Genomic DNA, 15,006 nt, shown 5'->3' with positions numbered 1-15,006 from the left:
ACCGGGGTGGCCGGCCCTCCGGCGCGACCTGCCCCACGGCCCGGGGGCGCCCTCTCCCGGGGGGCGGGGGCGAAGCCCCGTTCCGGGTAAGGAAAGAGGCGGGGCCATGTCCAACCATCCACGAGGAGCAGATCAAGTGAGCAACGGCAACAGCGGGGACGTACGGCTCTGGGGCGGGCGGTTCGCCGACGGCCCGGCCGAGGCCCTGGCGAAGCTTTCCGCGTCCGTCCACTTCGACTGGCGGCTGGCACCGTACGACATCGCCGGCTCCCGCGCCCATGCGCGCGTGCTTCACAAGGCGGGTCTGCTGACGGCCGATGAGCTGGAGCGGATGATCGCTGGCCTCGACCGGCTGGAGGCCGACGTCGCCGCCGGGACCTTCACCGGCACCATCGCCGACGAGGACGTCCACACCGCCCTGGAGCGCGGTCTGCTGGAGCGGCTGGGCCCCGACCTCGGCGGCAAGCTGCGGGCCGGCCGGTCCCGCAACGACCAGGTCGCCACGCTCTTCCGGATGTACCTGCGCGACCACGCGCGGATCATCGGTGGCCTGATCGCCGAGCTCCAGGACGCCCTGGTCGGCCTGGCCGAGGCCCACCCCGATGTCGCCATGCCGGGCCGTACGCACCTGCAGCACGCCCAGCCGGTGCTCTTCGCCCACCATGTGCTGGCGCACGTCCAGTCCCTGTCGCGGGACGCGGAGCGGCTGCGGCAGTGGGACGAGCGCACCGCGGTCTCGCCCTACGGCTCCGGCGCGCTGGCCGGCTCCTCGCTGGGCCTGGACCCGGAGGCGGTCGCCGAGGACCTGGGCTTCGAGCACGGCTCGGCCGCCAATTCCATCGACGGTACGGCCTCCCGCGACTTCGTCGCCGAGTTCGCCTTCGTGACCGCGATGATCGGCGTGAACCTCTCCCGTATCGCGGAGGAGATCATCATCTGGAACACGAAGGAGTTCTCCTTCGTGACCCTGCACGACGCGTTCTCGACCGGCTCGTCGATCATGCCGCAGAAGAAGAACCCGGACATCGCCGAGCTGGCGCGCGGCAAGTCCGGTCGGCTCATCGGCAACCTGACGGGCCTGATGGCCACGCTCAAGGCCCTGCCGCTCGCGTACAACCGCGACCTCCAGGAGGACAAGGAGCCGGTCTTCGACTCCTGCGACCAGCTGGAGGTCCTGCTGCCCGCCTTCACCGGCATGATCGCCACCCTCACGGTCAACCGCGAGCGGATGGAGGAGCTGGCCCCAGCCGGTTTCTCCCTCGCGACCGACATCGCGGAGTGGCTGGTCAAGCAGGGTGTTCCGTTCCGTGTCGCGCACGAGGTCGCGGGCGAGTGCGTCAAGGAGTGCGAGGCGCACGGCATCGAGCTGGACCAGCTCACCGATGCCCAGTTCGCCAAGATCTCCCAGCACCTCACACCCGAGGTCCGTACGGTCCTGAACGTTCCCGGCGCCCTGGCCGCCCGCAACGGCCGTGGCGGCACGGCCCCGTCCGCCGTCGCGGTTCAGCTCGCCGAGGTCAAGGCCGACCTCGCGGTCCAGCACGCCTGGGCCACCGCGAAGAACTGACCTTTCCGCACTCAAGGGCCCCGCCGCACATTGTGCGACGGGGCCCTGCCCACGGGAGGCCGATCACGAGATATCTTGATGTCGAGCAATGTTGGAGACGTGGAGACCTGGAGCGGAGCACCCGGTGACTGACTCGACCATCATCTATACGCACACTGACGAGGCTCCGGCCCTGGCGACGCACTCGTTCCTGCCCGTGGTCCAGGCGTACGCCTCGACCGCCGGTGTCACGGTGGAGACCCGCGACATCTCGCTGGCCGGCCGGATCATCGCCCACTTCCCCGAGTACCTCGAGGAGGGCCAGCGCATCGCCGACGCACTCGCCGAGCTCGGCGAGCTGGCCAAGACCCCCGGCGCGAACATCATCAAGCTGCCGAACATCTCGGCCTCGATCCCGCAGCTGAAGGCGGCCGTCGCCGAGCTGCAGGCGCAGGGCTACGCGCTGCCGGACTACCCGGACGACCCGCAGACCGACGAGGAGCGGGAGATCCGCGCCCGTTACGACAAGGTCAAGGGCAGCGCCGTCAACCCGGTCCTGCGCGAGGGCAACTCCGACCGCCGCGCCCCCGCCTCGGTGAAGAACTACGCCAAGGCGCACCCGCACCGCATGGGTGCCTGGACGGCCGACTCGAAGACCAACGTCGCCACCATGGGCAAGGACGACTTCCGTTCCACCGAGAAGTCCGCGGTCATCGCCGAGGACGGTTCGCTGCGCATCGAGCTGGTGGCCGCGGACGGCACCACCACCGTGCTGCGCGAGTCGGTGCCGGTCCTGGCGGGCGAGGTCGTCGATGCCTCCGTGATGCGCGTGGCCGCCCTGCGCGAGTTCCTCGCGGCGCAGGTCGCCCGCGCCAAGGCCGAGGGCGTGCTGTTCTCGGTGCACCTGAAGGCCACGATGATGAAGGTCTCCGACCCGATCGTCTTCGGCCACGTGGTGCGCGCCTTCTTCCCGCAGACCTTCGCGAAGTACGGCGAGGCGCTCGTCGCGGCCGGCCTGTCCCCGAACGACGGCCTGGGCAGCATCCTCAAGGGCCTGGACTCGGTGCCCCACATCGGCGCCGAGATCAAGGCCTCCTTCGAGGCCGAGCTCGCCGAGGGCCCGGCCCTCGCGATGGTCGACTCGGACAAGGGCATCACCAACCTGCACGTCCCCAGCGACGTCATCGTCGACGCCTCCATGCCGGCCATGATCCGCACCTCCGGCCACATGTGGGGCCCGGACGGCCAGGAGGCCGACACCCTCGCGGTCCTGCCGGACAGCAGCTACTCCGGCGTGTACCAGGCCGTCATCGACGACTGCCGCGCGAACGGTGCCCTCGACCCGGCCACGATGGGCTCGGTCCCGAACGTCGGCCTGATGGCGCAGAAGGCCGAGGAGTACGGCAGCCACGACAAGACCTTCGAGATCGCGGCCGCAGGAACGGTCCGCCTGGTCGACGCCGCGGGCAACGTGGTCCTGGAGCAGGAGGTCGCCGCCGGTGACATCTTCCGCGCCTGCCAGACCAAGGACCTGCCGATCCAGGACTGGGTCAAGCTGGCCGTCACCCGTGCCCGCGCCACCGGCGACCCGGCCGTCTTCTGGCTGGACGAGGACCGCGCCCACGACGCCGTGCTGATCGAGAAGATCAAGCAGTACCTCCCGCAGCACGACACCGAGGGCCTGCAGATCGAGATCATGTCCCCGGTCAAGGCCACCGCGTTCTCCCTGGAGCGCATCCGCCGCGGCGAGAACACGATCTCCGTCACCGGCAACGTGCTGCGTGACTACCTGACCGACCTGTTCCCGATCCTGGAGCTGGGCACCAGCGCCAAGATGCTCTCCGTCGTGCCGCTGATGGCGGGTGGCGGTCTGTTCGAGACGGGCGCCGGCGGCTCCGCCCCGAAGCACGTCCAGCAGCTGGTCAAGGAGAACTACCTGCGCTGGGACAGCCTGGGCGAGTTCTTCGCCCTCGCGGCCAGCTTCGAGCACCTGGCGGCCACCACGGGCAACGCCCGCGCCAAGGTCCTGGCCGACACCCTCGACCGCGCCACCGGCACCTTCCTCAACGAGGACAAGTCGCCGACCCGTCGTCTGGGTGGCATCGACAACCGCGGCAGCCACTTCTACCTGGCCATGTACTGGGCCCAGGAGCTGGCCAGGCAGACCGACGACGCTCAGCTCGCCGAGGCGTTCGCGCCCCTGGCCAAGACGCTGACCGAGCAGGAGCAGACCATCGTCGGCGAGCTGATCGCGGTGCAGGGCTCCCCGGCCGACATCGGCGGTTACTACCAGCCCGACGTGACCAAGGCCTCGGCCGTCATGCGCCCGTCGGCGACCCTCAACCAGGCGCTCGCCATCCTCGGCTGACCGTCTGCGTACCCGTACCGCCCCGGCCGGACGCCGTTCCGGCCGGGGCGGTTCCATTCCCGCGTTCTACAGCGCCGCCGCCCAGTCCGCGAGCGCGTCGAAGTCCGGCCGGGTCAGCCCGATCCGGTGGTCGATGCACAGCAGCAGAGCGGCGGCGAGGTGTTTCTGTTCCACCCTCCCCCTACGCCCTGCGGGCGTGGGAGGTACCCCCACCGGTCGAGGTGGGTGATCTCATCGTCGACCCAGGCGAACGGCCGCCCGGCCGCGTTTTCCGACTGCCTTGTGCGTGTCCGTGTCCCTCGTTTGGGTGCCTCCACAGGCATGCCGCGGGCCGATCCACACATTGGCCTCGCCCTTCCAGGTCGTCGCCCACACCAGCTCGTACTGTTCGGCCAGTGCCAGCAGCTCCTCGCCGTGCCCGTGGTTCAGCCAGACCCGCAACGGCTTCCCGTGCGTCCAGCCGGACGGGCACATCCGGTGCGTGGTGTAGCCCTCCGGCCTGCGCTCCGGCTGTCCTCCGTACGGATTGAGCGGGCCGTCGATGTCGATCAGCAGAAGAGGCAGTGTTGACTTCATCGCACCGATGATGCCGGTCGCGAGCGAGGGACGTGCAGGTATTGCATGGCGTCCTCCGCCGGCCCATGCGGTTATCGTCCATCACACGGGCCGTACGAAAACGGGTCATTCGGAGAAGTCATCCGCCCGACGGCCCACCCCGACCCGGATCAGGTGGTGTGGCAAGTGACCTTCATCTCCGCGAAGACCGGCCAGTTCCGCTACTTCGACGCCCAGCTCGGCCACCCGGACTGGGCGGGCCGGAAGGTGCTGGACTTCGGTGGCAACGCCGGCGCGTTCCTGGACGGGGCCGGAGACCGGATCCAGCCGTCGGACTACTGGTGTCTGGACGTCTCCCGGGCCGCGGTCGCGGAGGGGCGGCGACGTCGGCCGCAGGCCCACTGGGTGCATTACGACCGGTACAACCCCCAGTTCAATCCGGAAGGCGTCCACCGGCTTCCGCTGCCCGGCCTCGGAGCGCGTTTCGACTACGTCCTCGCGTACTCCGTCTTCACCCATCTGTCCGACGACGAGGCCGTCGAACTGGTCGGCGGGCTGCGGTCGATGCTGGCCGACGACGGAGTCCTGGCCTTCACCTTCATGGACCCGGCCTGGTCGCCGCCGGCCGGCCGGGGGACGCCCAACGTCCGGTGGCGGCTGGGTTCCTGGCCCGGCCGCACCGCATACGGCGGCGTGGCCGTGCCGGAGCATCAGGACCCCGTGACCGACCGGGCGTGCGGCGCCTCCTGGTGCGCCATCGTGGATCACACGGTGCACTTCGACGCCCGCACCCCGGTCCCCGCGTGCGGACGGTACGAGGTGTTCTGGAGCGTGGAGCACGCCCGGTCGCTGTTCCCCGCCGCCGAGGTCCGCGCCCCGGTGGAGCCGGAGCGGCAGCACTGCTGTCTCGTCGGCGGGGCGTCGTCATAGCCGTGCCGGGGAGCGGCGTCAGCGCCCCACCGTGTTGGTGTGCCAGATCGCCCTGCCCTGTTTGTAGATCACCACGTTTCCGTCCATCTGGACGACCAGCTTGGCGTCCGGGTTGCCGCCGGTCCCGGAGGACCAGAGCTTCGTCTGCGGCTTCGCGGGGTCGATGAGGAAGAGCTCGCCGTCCTCGAACCTCGCCTGGGTCTTGTCGCCGGCGGGGGAGGCGCTCCTCAGCGCGGCCCAGCGGACCCTGTTCTGCTTGTCGACGACCACGAGGTTGCCGTCGCGCTGCAGGACCAGCCGGACCGTGCCCGAGTCGACGGAGTCCCGTTCGGTGTGGTCGAAGCTCGCGACCGTGAAGATCGTGCGGCCGGCGACGACCATGTTGGTGTTCATCCGGCCCTCCGCGAGCTGGTCCAGGACCGAGATCGACGGCATGAAGGCGTAGACCGCGCCCTCGGTCCGTACGAACTGGGAGAAGCGCAGCTTGACCGGGGGCTGACCGTTTCCCCGCTGCCATGCGACCTCGGTTTCCTCGCCCGCGACGGGGTCGGCGCCGGTGACGGACTCGCCGGGCTTGGGCTTCTTCTTGTCGTTCTGGGGGTTGAGGTTCGGCTTGGGGAACATCTCGTCGTTCATCCAGTCCTTCTGGATGAACTCGAACTGCCGGAAGAGGTCGGCCTGATAGGAGACGAAGACCAGACCACGGGGCGCGTCCGGGCCGTTGAGCGCCGAGGCCGACGGGTCGAAGGGCAGGCCGTACGGAATGCCGCGGCGCATGATGCGGCGGTGGTTGAACCTCGTGTCCGGGAGGGTCTTCCCCGGGTTCCTCTCGTCGGGGAAGCCGTCACGGGGGTTGGTTTTCCGGAGATGGGACCACAGGGGAGTGGTCGTGCCCTCGGGGTCGTCGGCGAACGAGATGTCGTTGTCGTTCGACGATTCCGCGTTGTACGACATATCGGCGTGCGGGCACTTCGCCACGGGCGTCCCCGTGCGCCAGCGCCCGACCAGGCGAGCGGCCAGCCATTCGGTCGTGGCGTGATCGGGCGCGGCCTTCGCCTCCTTCAGCACCTTGAGCTGCTCGGCCACGCCCGCCCACCAGCCGGGGACGTCCTGAGCCAGCCGGCGCACCACCTGGAAGGAGCCGTGGGTCGCCCACTCGGGGTAGGGCAGCGGATGCGGCCTTTCCCGTTCGAGTCCGACGACGAATTCTCCGGCGTTGATGAGGATGGTGCCGGGGTGGCCCTTCTCGTACACCGGGTTCTGGGAGTCGGGCTCGTCGAGGTGCTTGATCGCCGGCTCGCTGACGCCGTCCTTGAAGCCGAAGTGCTCCCTGCCGCGGCGGGCTCCTTCGAGGGTCGCGCCCTCCTGCTCGTAGATGGTCACGATCCTGGCGCGGGCGAGGTCCTGGCGGACGTCGCCGAGGGTGGCACGCAGGACGGTGGCCTGGTCGGCGGCGAGGGTGAGGACCGCATGGATGTCTCCGTCGCCGAAGTTCCCGAACAGCCAGTTGTGGGGGTGGTTCGGGCCCGTGTCGCCGAGCGCCTCGGCCCGCCGTGCCGGGCCCTGCACGAACGCCTTGTGCGGGCCGTCGACGCTGCTGTCGGTGGTGGCGGGAAGCGGGTTCGTTCCGGTGATGAACCTCAGACCGTGGTAGGTGAAACTGATGCTGTACCACAGGGCGTTGAGGTTTCTCGGGTCGTCACCGCCGGAGTACGAACGCGCCTTGGAGAACTCCCTGTTGAAGGTCGCCACCTGCTTGGTGGTGGCGATGAGCGGCCGCAACTGCTTCAGCCACGTGCGCGTCATCTGCTGGTCCTCGAACCGGAGGAACAGCAGTTGCATGTGGTCCTTCTTGAACCCGGCGAGCACATCACCCTGGATCTCGGTGTTCTCGCGCAGATACAAATCGCTGTTGATGCGCAGCAGTTCCTTCGGGTCGGTGGCTGTGGTCACGGTGGCTGCCTCCAGGAATTCGGCGAGGAGTTTTCGGCCTCATCCGTACCCGGACGGAATATGTGAAAGAAATATGTATTTGCAATTCACCCGATCGGCCATGACGGGACTCCTCCGTGCGGCCGTTCGGGGGAGCGACACGCCGTCGAGGGGGTGAATACGGGGTTCGAGCCGCCGTCCGTGAGCCAGATCGCTGAGTGATCGGCGTGACAGGCGGCACAGGCGGTGGACATGGGTGGCAGGGTGCTGAAACGGCCCAATGCCGTATTGCTGTTGCTGGTCTATTGCGGACTGTCCAACACCGTGATCAGTTCGCTCGGGGGGCTGCTGGTTCCCTCCATCGCCAGGACCCATCACGTACCGGTGAGTACAGCCCAGTGGGTGCTGACCGTGAACCTGCTGGCCGGGGTGGTGACCACACCGGTCCTGGGCCGGCTGGCGGACGGCTGCCGCAGTAGGCGGGCGTTGTTGGCGGCGCTCGTTCTCGTGGTCTCGGGTTCCGTTCTCGCGGCGATGGCCGGTGGCCTTCCGCAGCTGCTGATCGGCCGGGCGCTGCAGGGCCCGGCCTGTGGGATGCTCCCGATGACGATCGCCCTGGCGCACCGCCATCTGGCCCCGGCCAGGGTGCCGGAGGGTATCGTCGTGCTCACGGTGGCCGCGGCCACCGGCTCCGGGATCAGCTATCCGCTGACCGGTCTGATCGCCGACTGCCTCGACTACCACTGGGCGTTCTGGTTCGCCGTGGCCTTCGTCGCGCCGGCCGTCGCAGGAGTCCTGCTGATCCTGCCCCCGGACAAGGGTCCGGCCGCCGACCGGGGCGCGGACGCGGGCGCGCCGTCCGGGTTCAAGCGCGCCGACCCGGTCGGTGCCGTTCTTCTCACGGCCGGACTGGCGTGTCTGCTCCTCGTGGTGAGCAAGGGCTCCTCGTGGGGCTGGACCTCCGTGGCCGCGCTGGGCCCGCTGGCCGGGTCCGCTGCGCTGATCCCGGCATGGGCGTGGTGGGAGCGGCGTGCCGCCCAGCCGCTGATCCGCCCCGACCTGCTGCTGCTCCCCGATGTACTGCTGGCCAATATCACAGCCGTCGTGCTGGGCGCCACGACGTTCGTCGGCTACTCCGCGATCGGCATGCTCGCCCAGGTGCCCCCGGGTTCGGGTTACGGGCTCGGCCTCTCGGTCTTCACCGCGGGGTGTGTGATGCTCCCGCTGTCGGCCGGAAGCCAGCTGGCCGGCCGGCTGACACGCCGGCTCACCGCGCGGATGGGACACCACGGGATGCTGCCCCTGGGAGGAGCCCTGGTGGCCGGCGCCAATGCCGGGCTCGTCGTCCACCACGACCGGCTGTGGCATCTGCTTCTCGCCATGCTGGCGTTCGGCGTGGGCAGCAGCATCATCTGGGCCGTCGTGCCCACCCTCATCCATACCGCGGTCCCGGGCGACGATCTCGGCACTGCGACCAGCTTCAACCATGTCCTGCGGGTCGCGGGCAGCGCGATCGGCAGCGCCGCGACCGGCGCGATCCTCGACGCCTACGCGTCCTCCGACGGTTTCCCGACGGAGGAGGGGTATGTCGCCGTTTTCAGTGTGAGCGCGATCAGTTGCACCGCCGTGCTGCTCGGGCTGCTGGGCCGGGTCCTTGCCGAGAGGCGCCGGGCGGAGGGTTCGCAATTGCCCGGGTGAAATGCCGCTGCGATCCCTCCAGTTGCATCGAGAACATGCGCTCCAACAAGTGAACCGCACGGCTGTGCAAGGCCCTGGAGGAATGACCGGAAACCGGCGTTCTGTGCGACCGGGCGCCCCTTGTCGGTTCCCCGGGCCACGTGCACACTGAGAGAATTCCGGCGTGCTGATCGGCCGACCGGAAATCTCTCCTTTCCGACGTGAATTCAAGATCCCGGCTGACGGGTTCATTCGCACGGTGACGTGGGCAGGGGTGGGGCGGCATGGGATGGCTCGCGCTCGGTTACTTTCTCTCCTACATCCCCTACACAATGCTGGTGAAGGCGCTCTCCAGCGGAGTTCTGCCGGGGACCGACGCGCCTGACAGCGGACTCGTCCTGCTGCCGGCCGCCGCCATCGGCCAACTCCTCGTGATGCCCGTCTTCCTTGGCCTCTCCGGTTGGTGGCGGCGATACGCAGGGCGGCGCGAAGTGCTCGGCCGTTATATGCGCTTCCCGGCACAGCACATGTGGGCCGCCGGGTTCTTCACGGCCCTCATCATCGCCACCACCACACTCAACTTCACCTTCGCCGGCGTCTCCATCCTTTTCATGCTTCTGCTGATGCGCGGTGGCGTACTGATCCTCTCTCCCGTGGTCGACGCGACCCGGCGCCGTCGTGTCCGGGCCTCGTCCTGGGTGGCCGTCGGATTCAGCCTGGTAGCGGTGGCGGTGACCCTCGCCGATGTGACGACCTATCACCTCACGATCGGCGCGGCGCTGAGTGTCGCCGTCTACCTGGCCGGGTATCTGGGCCGTTTCGAGATCATGAGCCGGGTGGCCAAGACCGGGAACAGGGAGACCGACCGGCGCTACTTCGTCGAGGAGCATGCCGCCGCCCCGGTATGCCAAGTGCTGCTCCTGGCCGTGGCGGCCCTGGCCGGCCATCCCCAGCTGCGTGCGGGCTTCACCACCTTCCTCGGAACGCCCGAAGCGGCGGCCGCGGCGGCGATCGGAGTGGCCTACGAGGTGCTCTTCGTCTTCGGCACCCTGATCTACCTCGATCGTCGTGAGTACAGCTGGTGCGTCCCGGCGAACCGCTGTGCCAGCCTGCTCTCCGGTCTGGCCGCCTCCTTCGCCCTGGCGTGGCTGGCCGGACTCGCCGCCCCGGGGGCCGCGCAACTGACCGCACTGAGCTTCGTGGTCTGCGCGGTGGCGGCGCTGTCGTTCCCGACGCTCAGCCGGGCAGGGCGCCGCCGGCTCCTGCTTTTCGTCTGCGGTGGCAACACCTCTCGCTCGGCCATGGCCGAGAGCATCGCCCGGTCCGAACTGGCCCAGGCGCGAACGAGGTGGAGTACGCCCCGGCTGCGCGTCGCCAGCGGCGGTGTCGCGGTCACCCGGCCCGGAGCGGCGATGACCCGGGCCGCCCGCACGTCCCTCGCCGAACTGGGCTACCACCGTGCGGCGGCCCGTACCCACCGGGCCCGCCCCGTCACCCCGGGCCTCTGCAGGAGGAGCACGGCGATCTACTGCATGACCGGCGCCCAGCGCGACCAGGTGATCGCCCTGGTGCCGGAGGTCGGCGGACGGGTGTTCTGCCTGGACCCGGCCAGGGACATACCCGATCCCGCGGGCCGGTCGGCCGAGGTCCACCGGGCATGCGCGCAGCACATCCAGCAGTCCGTCCGCACCCTCCTGCACGAGCAAACGGCCCTGAGCGCGCTCGCACCGGACAGCGGGTGAGGCTCCGATGACGGGGGATGACTCCCTGCAAGTGATCATGGACCGCCACTGCAAGCGCGCCTTCCTGGACAACGCCGTCCCGCACGGTCTACTGGCCGACGTACTGCGGGCAGCCGGCCATGCACCGTCCAACCGCAACACACAGCTGTGGCAGGTCACGGTTGTGACCGGCCGAAGTCTGGAGGCATTGGTGCGCAGGCTGCGGGAGGCGTTCGACCGGGGCGAGCCCGTGTCGCCGGACTACCGCAACCGCCCGCCCGCGCTCGACCCGGCGGCCGAGCGACGGGCCCGGTCGGCCGGAACGGGCGTGCTGCGCGCCAAGGGCGTCGCCGTCGCGGACGACCTGGCACGGCGTGCCCATCTGCGCGACAACCTCGGCTTCTACGGCGCACCCGTCGCGTTGGTCTGCCACCTGCCGGCCAACGCCGTACCGGGCACCTTCCTGGAGCTGGGCTGCTTTCTGCAGAACATGATGCTGGGCCTGGTCGCCCGGGGCCTCGGCAGCTGCCCGCAGTTCAGCGTCGCGCGCTACGCCGACATCCTGCGCAAGGAGCTCGGGATCCCCGAGGACCGCCTGATCGCCTGCACCGTCTCTGCCGGATATCCGGACGAGGCCGCCCCCGTCAATCGCTTCGTTCCGCCGAGGGCCCGCCTGGAGGAGTACACCCAGTGGCACACATGAGACCAGGCGGGCGGCGGGCGGAGCTGGTGGCCGTCCTGTCCTCTCCGGACGACCTCGGCAGTGACCGGCTGAGCGGTATCGATCCGATCGCCGACGGCCTGGAGGTCCGCGCCGACCTGCTCGGTGATCCGGACCCGCACCGGCTGCGGAGGCACTTCACCGGGTCGTTGACCTACTGCCTGCGCACCCGTCGGCACGGCGGCCGTCAGCACGTCCGGACGGCGGAGCGGTCCGTCAGGCTGGTACGCGCCGCCGGGAGTTACGACCTGGTCGACCTCGAGTGGCCCCATGACCTGACGCCGGACGTACTGGCCGGCGTCCCGCCGGAGCAGCGGCGCATCTCGTGGCACGGCCCGGAGACCGATCCCGACGGGCTGCGCCGGGTCTTCGGCTCGATGGCGCAGGTTCCGGCGGCGCTGTATCTGCTCGAGCCGGCCCCCGGTAGGGCGGCAGGCGTATCGGCACCGCTGATGCTCAGCGCTCTCGGACGCTCCGATGTGACAGCTTTCGGCTCCGGCCCGGCCGGGATCTGGACCCGCGTCCTGGCCCCCTGGCTGGGAGCACCCGTGATGTTCGGCCGCGTCGGCGAGTCCGGACCGGCCGGAATGCCGAGCCTGCGTCAGCTCGTCATGGACTACGGTCTGCCCGCGCTGCCGGAGCTGGACTGCCTCTACGGCATCGCCGGAGTGTCCCCCGGCCGCTCGCTCTCTCCCCGGCTGCACAACACTGCGCTGCGCAAGCTGGGGTTGCGCGCGCTCTACCTGCCGTTCCCGACCGACTCGGTGCCCCGCCTGCTGCGGACGACACAGGCGCTCGGGGTGCGGGCAGGTCTGCCGCTGCGCGGACTGACGGTGATCGCCCCGCACAAGGAGGACGCCCTGGCCCTGGCCGACGAGGCGTCCCCGGCCGCACACGAAGCCGGGGCGGCGAACGTGCTGTATACGGCGGACGGCCGCTGGCGGGCCGACACCACGGACATCGCGGGCGTGCTGGGCGCCCTGGCCGCGGCCGGGCTCGACCCGGCCGGGCGCAGCGCGGCCGTCGTGGGCTGCGGGGGCGCCGGCAGGGCCGTCGCCCTGGCGCTGCGTCAGGCCGGTGCCCGGGTGACGCTGGTGAATCGCAGCCCGGACCGTGGCCTGCGGGCGGCCAGGATGACGGGCCTGTCCTTCGTGCCGCTCTCCCGATTCTCCGTGCGGGGGCACTCCCTGCTGGTGCATGCCACTCCGCTGGCCGACCACCCCCCGTTCCCGGTCGCCGCCGCCGACCCGGGGACCGCCGTGCTGGAACTGGTATACGGGGAGAAGCCCACCGAGCTGATGGCCGCGGCCCGCGCCCGCGGGCTGCCCGCCATCGACGGACGGGAGGTGCTGCTCATAGAGGTACACGAGCAGTTCAGGCTGCTGACCGGGTACGAGATGCCCGCGGGCACGGCCCGCACCCTGATCCGGGCCGCCTCGGGGCACGACAGCACGCTCTGCCCCGCCGAACCGATCTGATCCCACCACCCCAGGGAGGCGTGATGACGGGACATCCCAAGATCGCCACATCATCGGAGCTCGACCCGAAGCCACTGGTCGGCACCTGGCTCAATACCGACCACGGAGCGTCCGGAGGCATCCTGCGCATCGCCGTGACCGAGCACGACGGCGGACTCCGGGTACGGGCCTTCGGTACGGGCAGCCCCGACGAACGCGACTGGGGCGAGGTGCCCGCCGTCCTGTTCGGGGCGGGCGCCGACCCCAGGGTCGGTCCGGCGTTCACGGCGGAGTTCGACCTCGGCTTCCTGCGCACGGTGATCGCCGGTACCCACAAGTTCGGGATTCTGGCCACCGTCGTCTCCACCGCCTTCCGGGACGGCAGTGGGCGCGCCGACTACCTGACCCGTGAGTTCTTCCACCGGATCGGGGGGCAGTCATGACAGCACCCGGTATCAGCCGCGAACGGGACAGGTTCGGCGCGGCACAGGCGCCGGTGACCTTCGACGTCCTGCCGATCACCGGACGGTGGGTCAACTTCGAGCCCGCGACCGGCATCGCCGTGGCGGAGGCAGAGCTCGAGGGGGGACGGCTGTGGCTGCGGTTCACCCACGCCGAGGAGGGGCAAGGGGAGTGGTCCCCCATCGAGGCCACTCCACTGGCACGCTCGGCCGACAGCGACGAGATCTTCGGCTTCTTCACGGCGGGCACGCGCCTCCCGGGCACACGCTCCCGGGAGGTCTTCCTCTGCGGCTACCTGAACCGGGGCCTGCTGGTGATCGACGTCTACACCTCCCACCCGGAGGATCCGGAGGCCAACGCGACGTACCGCAACCACTTCTACCGTCCCGAAGGACCGCCGAAGGCATGATCACCAACCTCGCGTCCGGCCGTACCGTCGCCGGCGAACCGACAGCCCTTCAGAAGACCGACGTCCTGGCCCACGATGTCTTCGCCGGCCGGGCCGACGGCTATGACCGCTCGGCCGCCTTCCCCACCGAGGACTTCGACGACCTGTTCGCCGCAGGTCTGCTGGGCGCGGCGGTGCCCCGGCCGTACGGCGGCCTCGGCTTCGGCCCGCAGCAGCGCAACACACTGCCGCTGTGGGAGATGACCACACGCCTGGCCGAGGCCGATCTGTCGCTGGCCCGCTGCTGGGAAGGCCACGCCAACTCACTGGTGCTGATCGACGCCCTCGGCAACGAGCAGCAGCAGCGGCGCTGGTTCGAAGGCGTCGTCGAGCGCGGGGAGATCTGGGTGGCCTGGAGCGGCGAGCCCCAGGCCCCCAAGCCCGGCGAGGTCCGCACGTTCGGCACCACGGTGGCAGCGGCCGAAGGCGGCTGGATCCTCAACGGCACCAAGGCCTTCGCCACCAGCGCCACCGGGGCCCGCTGGGCGATCCTGCTCGTCGACCCGGCCGGCCCCGGCGGCGCCCGGCACTCCGCCTCGGGGGCCGCCGACGGGCTGCTCATGCTGGCCTGTGATCTGACGGATCCCAGCCTGAGCGTGGACACCTCCTGGTGGGATCCGGTCGGGATGCGCGGCACCGCAAGCCATGTCGTGCGCTTCGACGACACCTTCATCCCCCACGACCAGCTCATCGGCGAGCCCGGCAGCTATCTCGCCGGTCACTGGCAGAGTGCCTTCGTCCCGCACTACGCCGCCAGCTTCCTGGGGGCTGCCGAGGCCGCCTACCGGTACGCCCTCGGGTATCTGGAGCACCAGGGCAAGACCGGTGACCCGCATGTCCAGCAGCGGGTCGGGAGCATGGCGGTCAACGTCGACACCGCCCGGCTGTGGCTGCGTCATGTGGCCGCCCTGTGGGACGAGGGACGGATCGGCGAGGCCCGGATCGCCGGCAGCCGGGCCCGGCATGTGATCGAGCATCTGGCCGAGGAGACCCTGCACCACTGCATCCGCGCCTGCGGCGCCCGCAGCCTGGTCCGGCCCGCACCGGTGGAACGCATCCTGCGCGACCTGACCTTCTACCAGCGGCACGACAACGACGACCACATCCTGGCCTCCGTGGGCCGGGCGGCGCTGGGCCTCGCACACGACCCGTCGTTCCACAAGCCCTGAACCCGAAAGGGATCCACGAG

The 15,006-nt window shown here is 70.1% G+C and carries 11 protein-coding genes and 1 pseudogene; 10 read left to right on the top strand and 2 right to left on the bottom strand.

The features are described 5' to 3' along the window. Positions 1-136 precede the first annotated feature (136 nt). Together argH and ABD858_RS05805 are read left to right on the top strand one after the other, a co-directional pair. Positions 137-1,567: an argininosuccinate lyase gene (gene argH, locus ABD858_RS05810; protein WP_345035021.1), complete on the top strand. Its 1,431-nt coding sequence runs from the start codon at positions 137-139 to the stop codon at positions 1,565-1,567. A 124-nt stretch (positions 1,568-1,691) separates the two neighbouring features. Beyond that, positions 1,692-3,914, top strand: a complete 2,223-nt coding sequence (locus tag ABD858_RS05805) for an NADP-dependent isocitrate dehydrogenase (protein ID WP_345035019.1) — start codon at positions 1,692-1,694, stop codon at positions 3,912-3,914. A 66-nt stretch (positions 3,915-3,980) separates the two neighbouring features. Here ABD858_RS05805 and ABD858_RS05800 read toward each other — a convergent pair. Further along, a pseudogene (locus ABD858_RS05800) lies at positions 3,981-4,490 on the bottom strand (HAD domain-containing protein). Positions 4,491-4,655: 165 nt separating this feature from the next. On the opposite strand from ABD858_RS05800, the gene ABD858_RS05795 reads away from it, so the two are divergent. Then, positions 4,656-5,399 carry a class I SAM-dependent methyltransferase gene (locus tag ABD858_RS05795; RefSeq protein ID WP_345035018.1) on the top strand — a complete coding sequence of 248 codons (744 nt, stop codon included), beginning with the start codon at positions 4,656-4,658 and terminating at the stop codon, positions 5,397-5,399. An 18-nt stretch (positions 5,400-5,417) separates the two neighbouring features. Here ABD858_RS05795 and ABD858_RS05790 read toward each other — a convergent pair whose 3' ends face one another. Then, positions 5,418-7,352, bottom strand: a complete 1,935-nt coding sequence (locus tag ABD858_RS05790; RefSeq protein WP_345035017.1) for a Dyp-type peroxidase — start codon at positions 7,350-7,352, stop codon at positions 5,418-5,420. A gap of 231 nt (positions 7,353-7,583) precedes the next feature. On the opposite strand from ABD858_RS05790, the gene ABD858_RS05785 reads away from it, so the two are divergent. The 7 genes from ABD858_RS05785 to ABD858_RS05755 all read left to right on the top strand — a co-directional run bounded on the left by ABD858_RS05785 (position 7,584) and on the right by ABD858_RS05755 (position 14,986). Then, the gene (locus ABD858_RS05785; RefSeq protein WP_345035016.1) at positions 7,584-9,029 is read left to right on the top strand and encodes an MFS transporter; all 1,446 of its coding nucleotides are present in this window, start codon (positions 7,584-7,586) and stop codon (positions 9,027-9,029) included. A 263-nt stretch (positions 9,030-9,292) separates the two neighbouring features. After that, on the top strand, positions 9,293-10,750 hold the full coding sequence (locus ABD858_RS05780) for an arsenate reductase/protein-tyrosine-phosphatase family protein (protein WP_345035014.1): 1,458 nt from the start codon (positions 9,293-9,295) through the stop codon (positions 10,748-10,750). A 7-nt stretch (positions 10,751-10,757) separates the two neighbouring features. Next, positions 10,758-11,432 (top strand): nitroreductase, encoded by a 675-nt coding sequence (locus ABD858_RS05775; RefSeq protein ID WP_345035013.1) that lies wholly within the window; start codon positions 10,758-10,760, stop codon positions 11,430-11,432. Next, complete coding sequence (locus ABD858_RS05770) at positions 11,429-12,928, top strand: type I 3-dehydroquinate dehydratase (protein WP_345044285.1); 1,500 nt, start codon at positions 11,429-11,431, stop codon at positions 12,926-12,928. The genes ABD858_RS05775 and ABD858_RS05770 overlap by 4 nt, the downstream gene beginning before the upstream one ends. A 23-nt stretch (positions 12,929-12,951) precedes the next feature. After that, positions 12,952-13,350: a hypothetical protein gene (locus ABD858_RS05765; RefSeq protein WP_345035012.1), complete on the top strand. Its 399-nt coding sequence runs from the start codon at positions 12,952-12,954 to the stop codon at positions 13,348-13,350. Continuing rightward, complete coding sequence (locus ABD858_RS05760; protein ID WP_345035011.1) at positions 13,347-13,778, top strand: hypothetical protein; 432 nt, start codon at positions 13,347-13,349, stop codon at positions 13,776-13,778. The genes ABD858_RS05765 and ABD858_RS05760 overlap by 4 nt, the downstream gene beginning before the upstream one ends. Further along, positions 13,775-14,986: an acyl-CoA dehydrogenase family protein gene (locus ABD858_RS05755; RefSeq protein ID WP_345035009.1), complete on the top strand. Its 1,212-nt coding sequence runs from the start codon at positions 13,775-13,777 to the stop codon at positions 14,984-14,986. The genes ABD858_RS05760 and ABD858_RS05755 overlap by 4 nt, the downstream gene beginning before the upstream one ends. Positions 14,987-15,006: the final 20 nt, after the last annotated feature.

Source organism: Streptomyces sannanensis (genome assembly GCF_039536205.1).
GTDB lineage: Bacteria > Actinomycetota > Actinomycetes > Streptomycetales > Streptomycetaceae > Streptomyces > Streptomyces sannanensis.
This window is presented reverse-complemented; position numbering and strand designations above follow the sequence as displayed.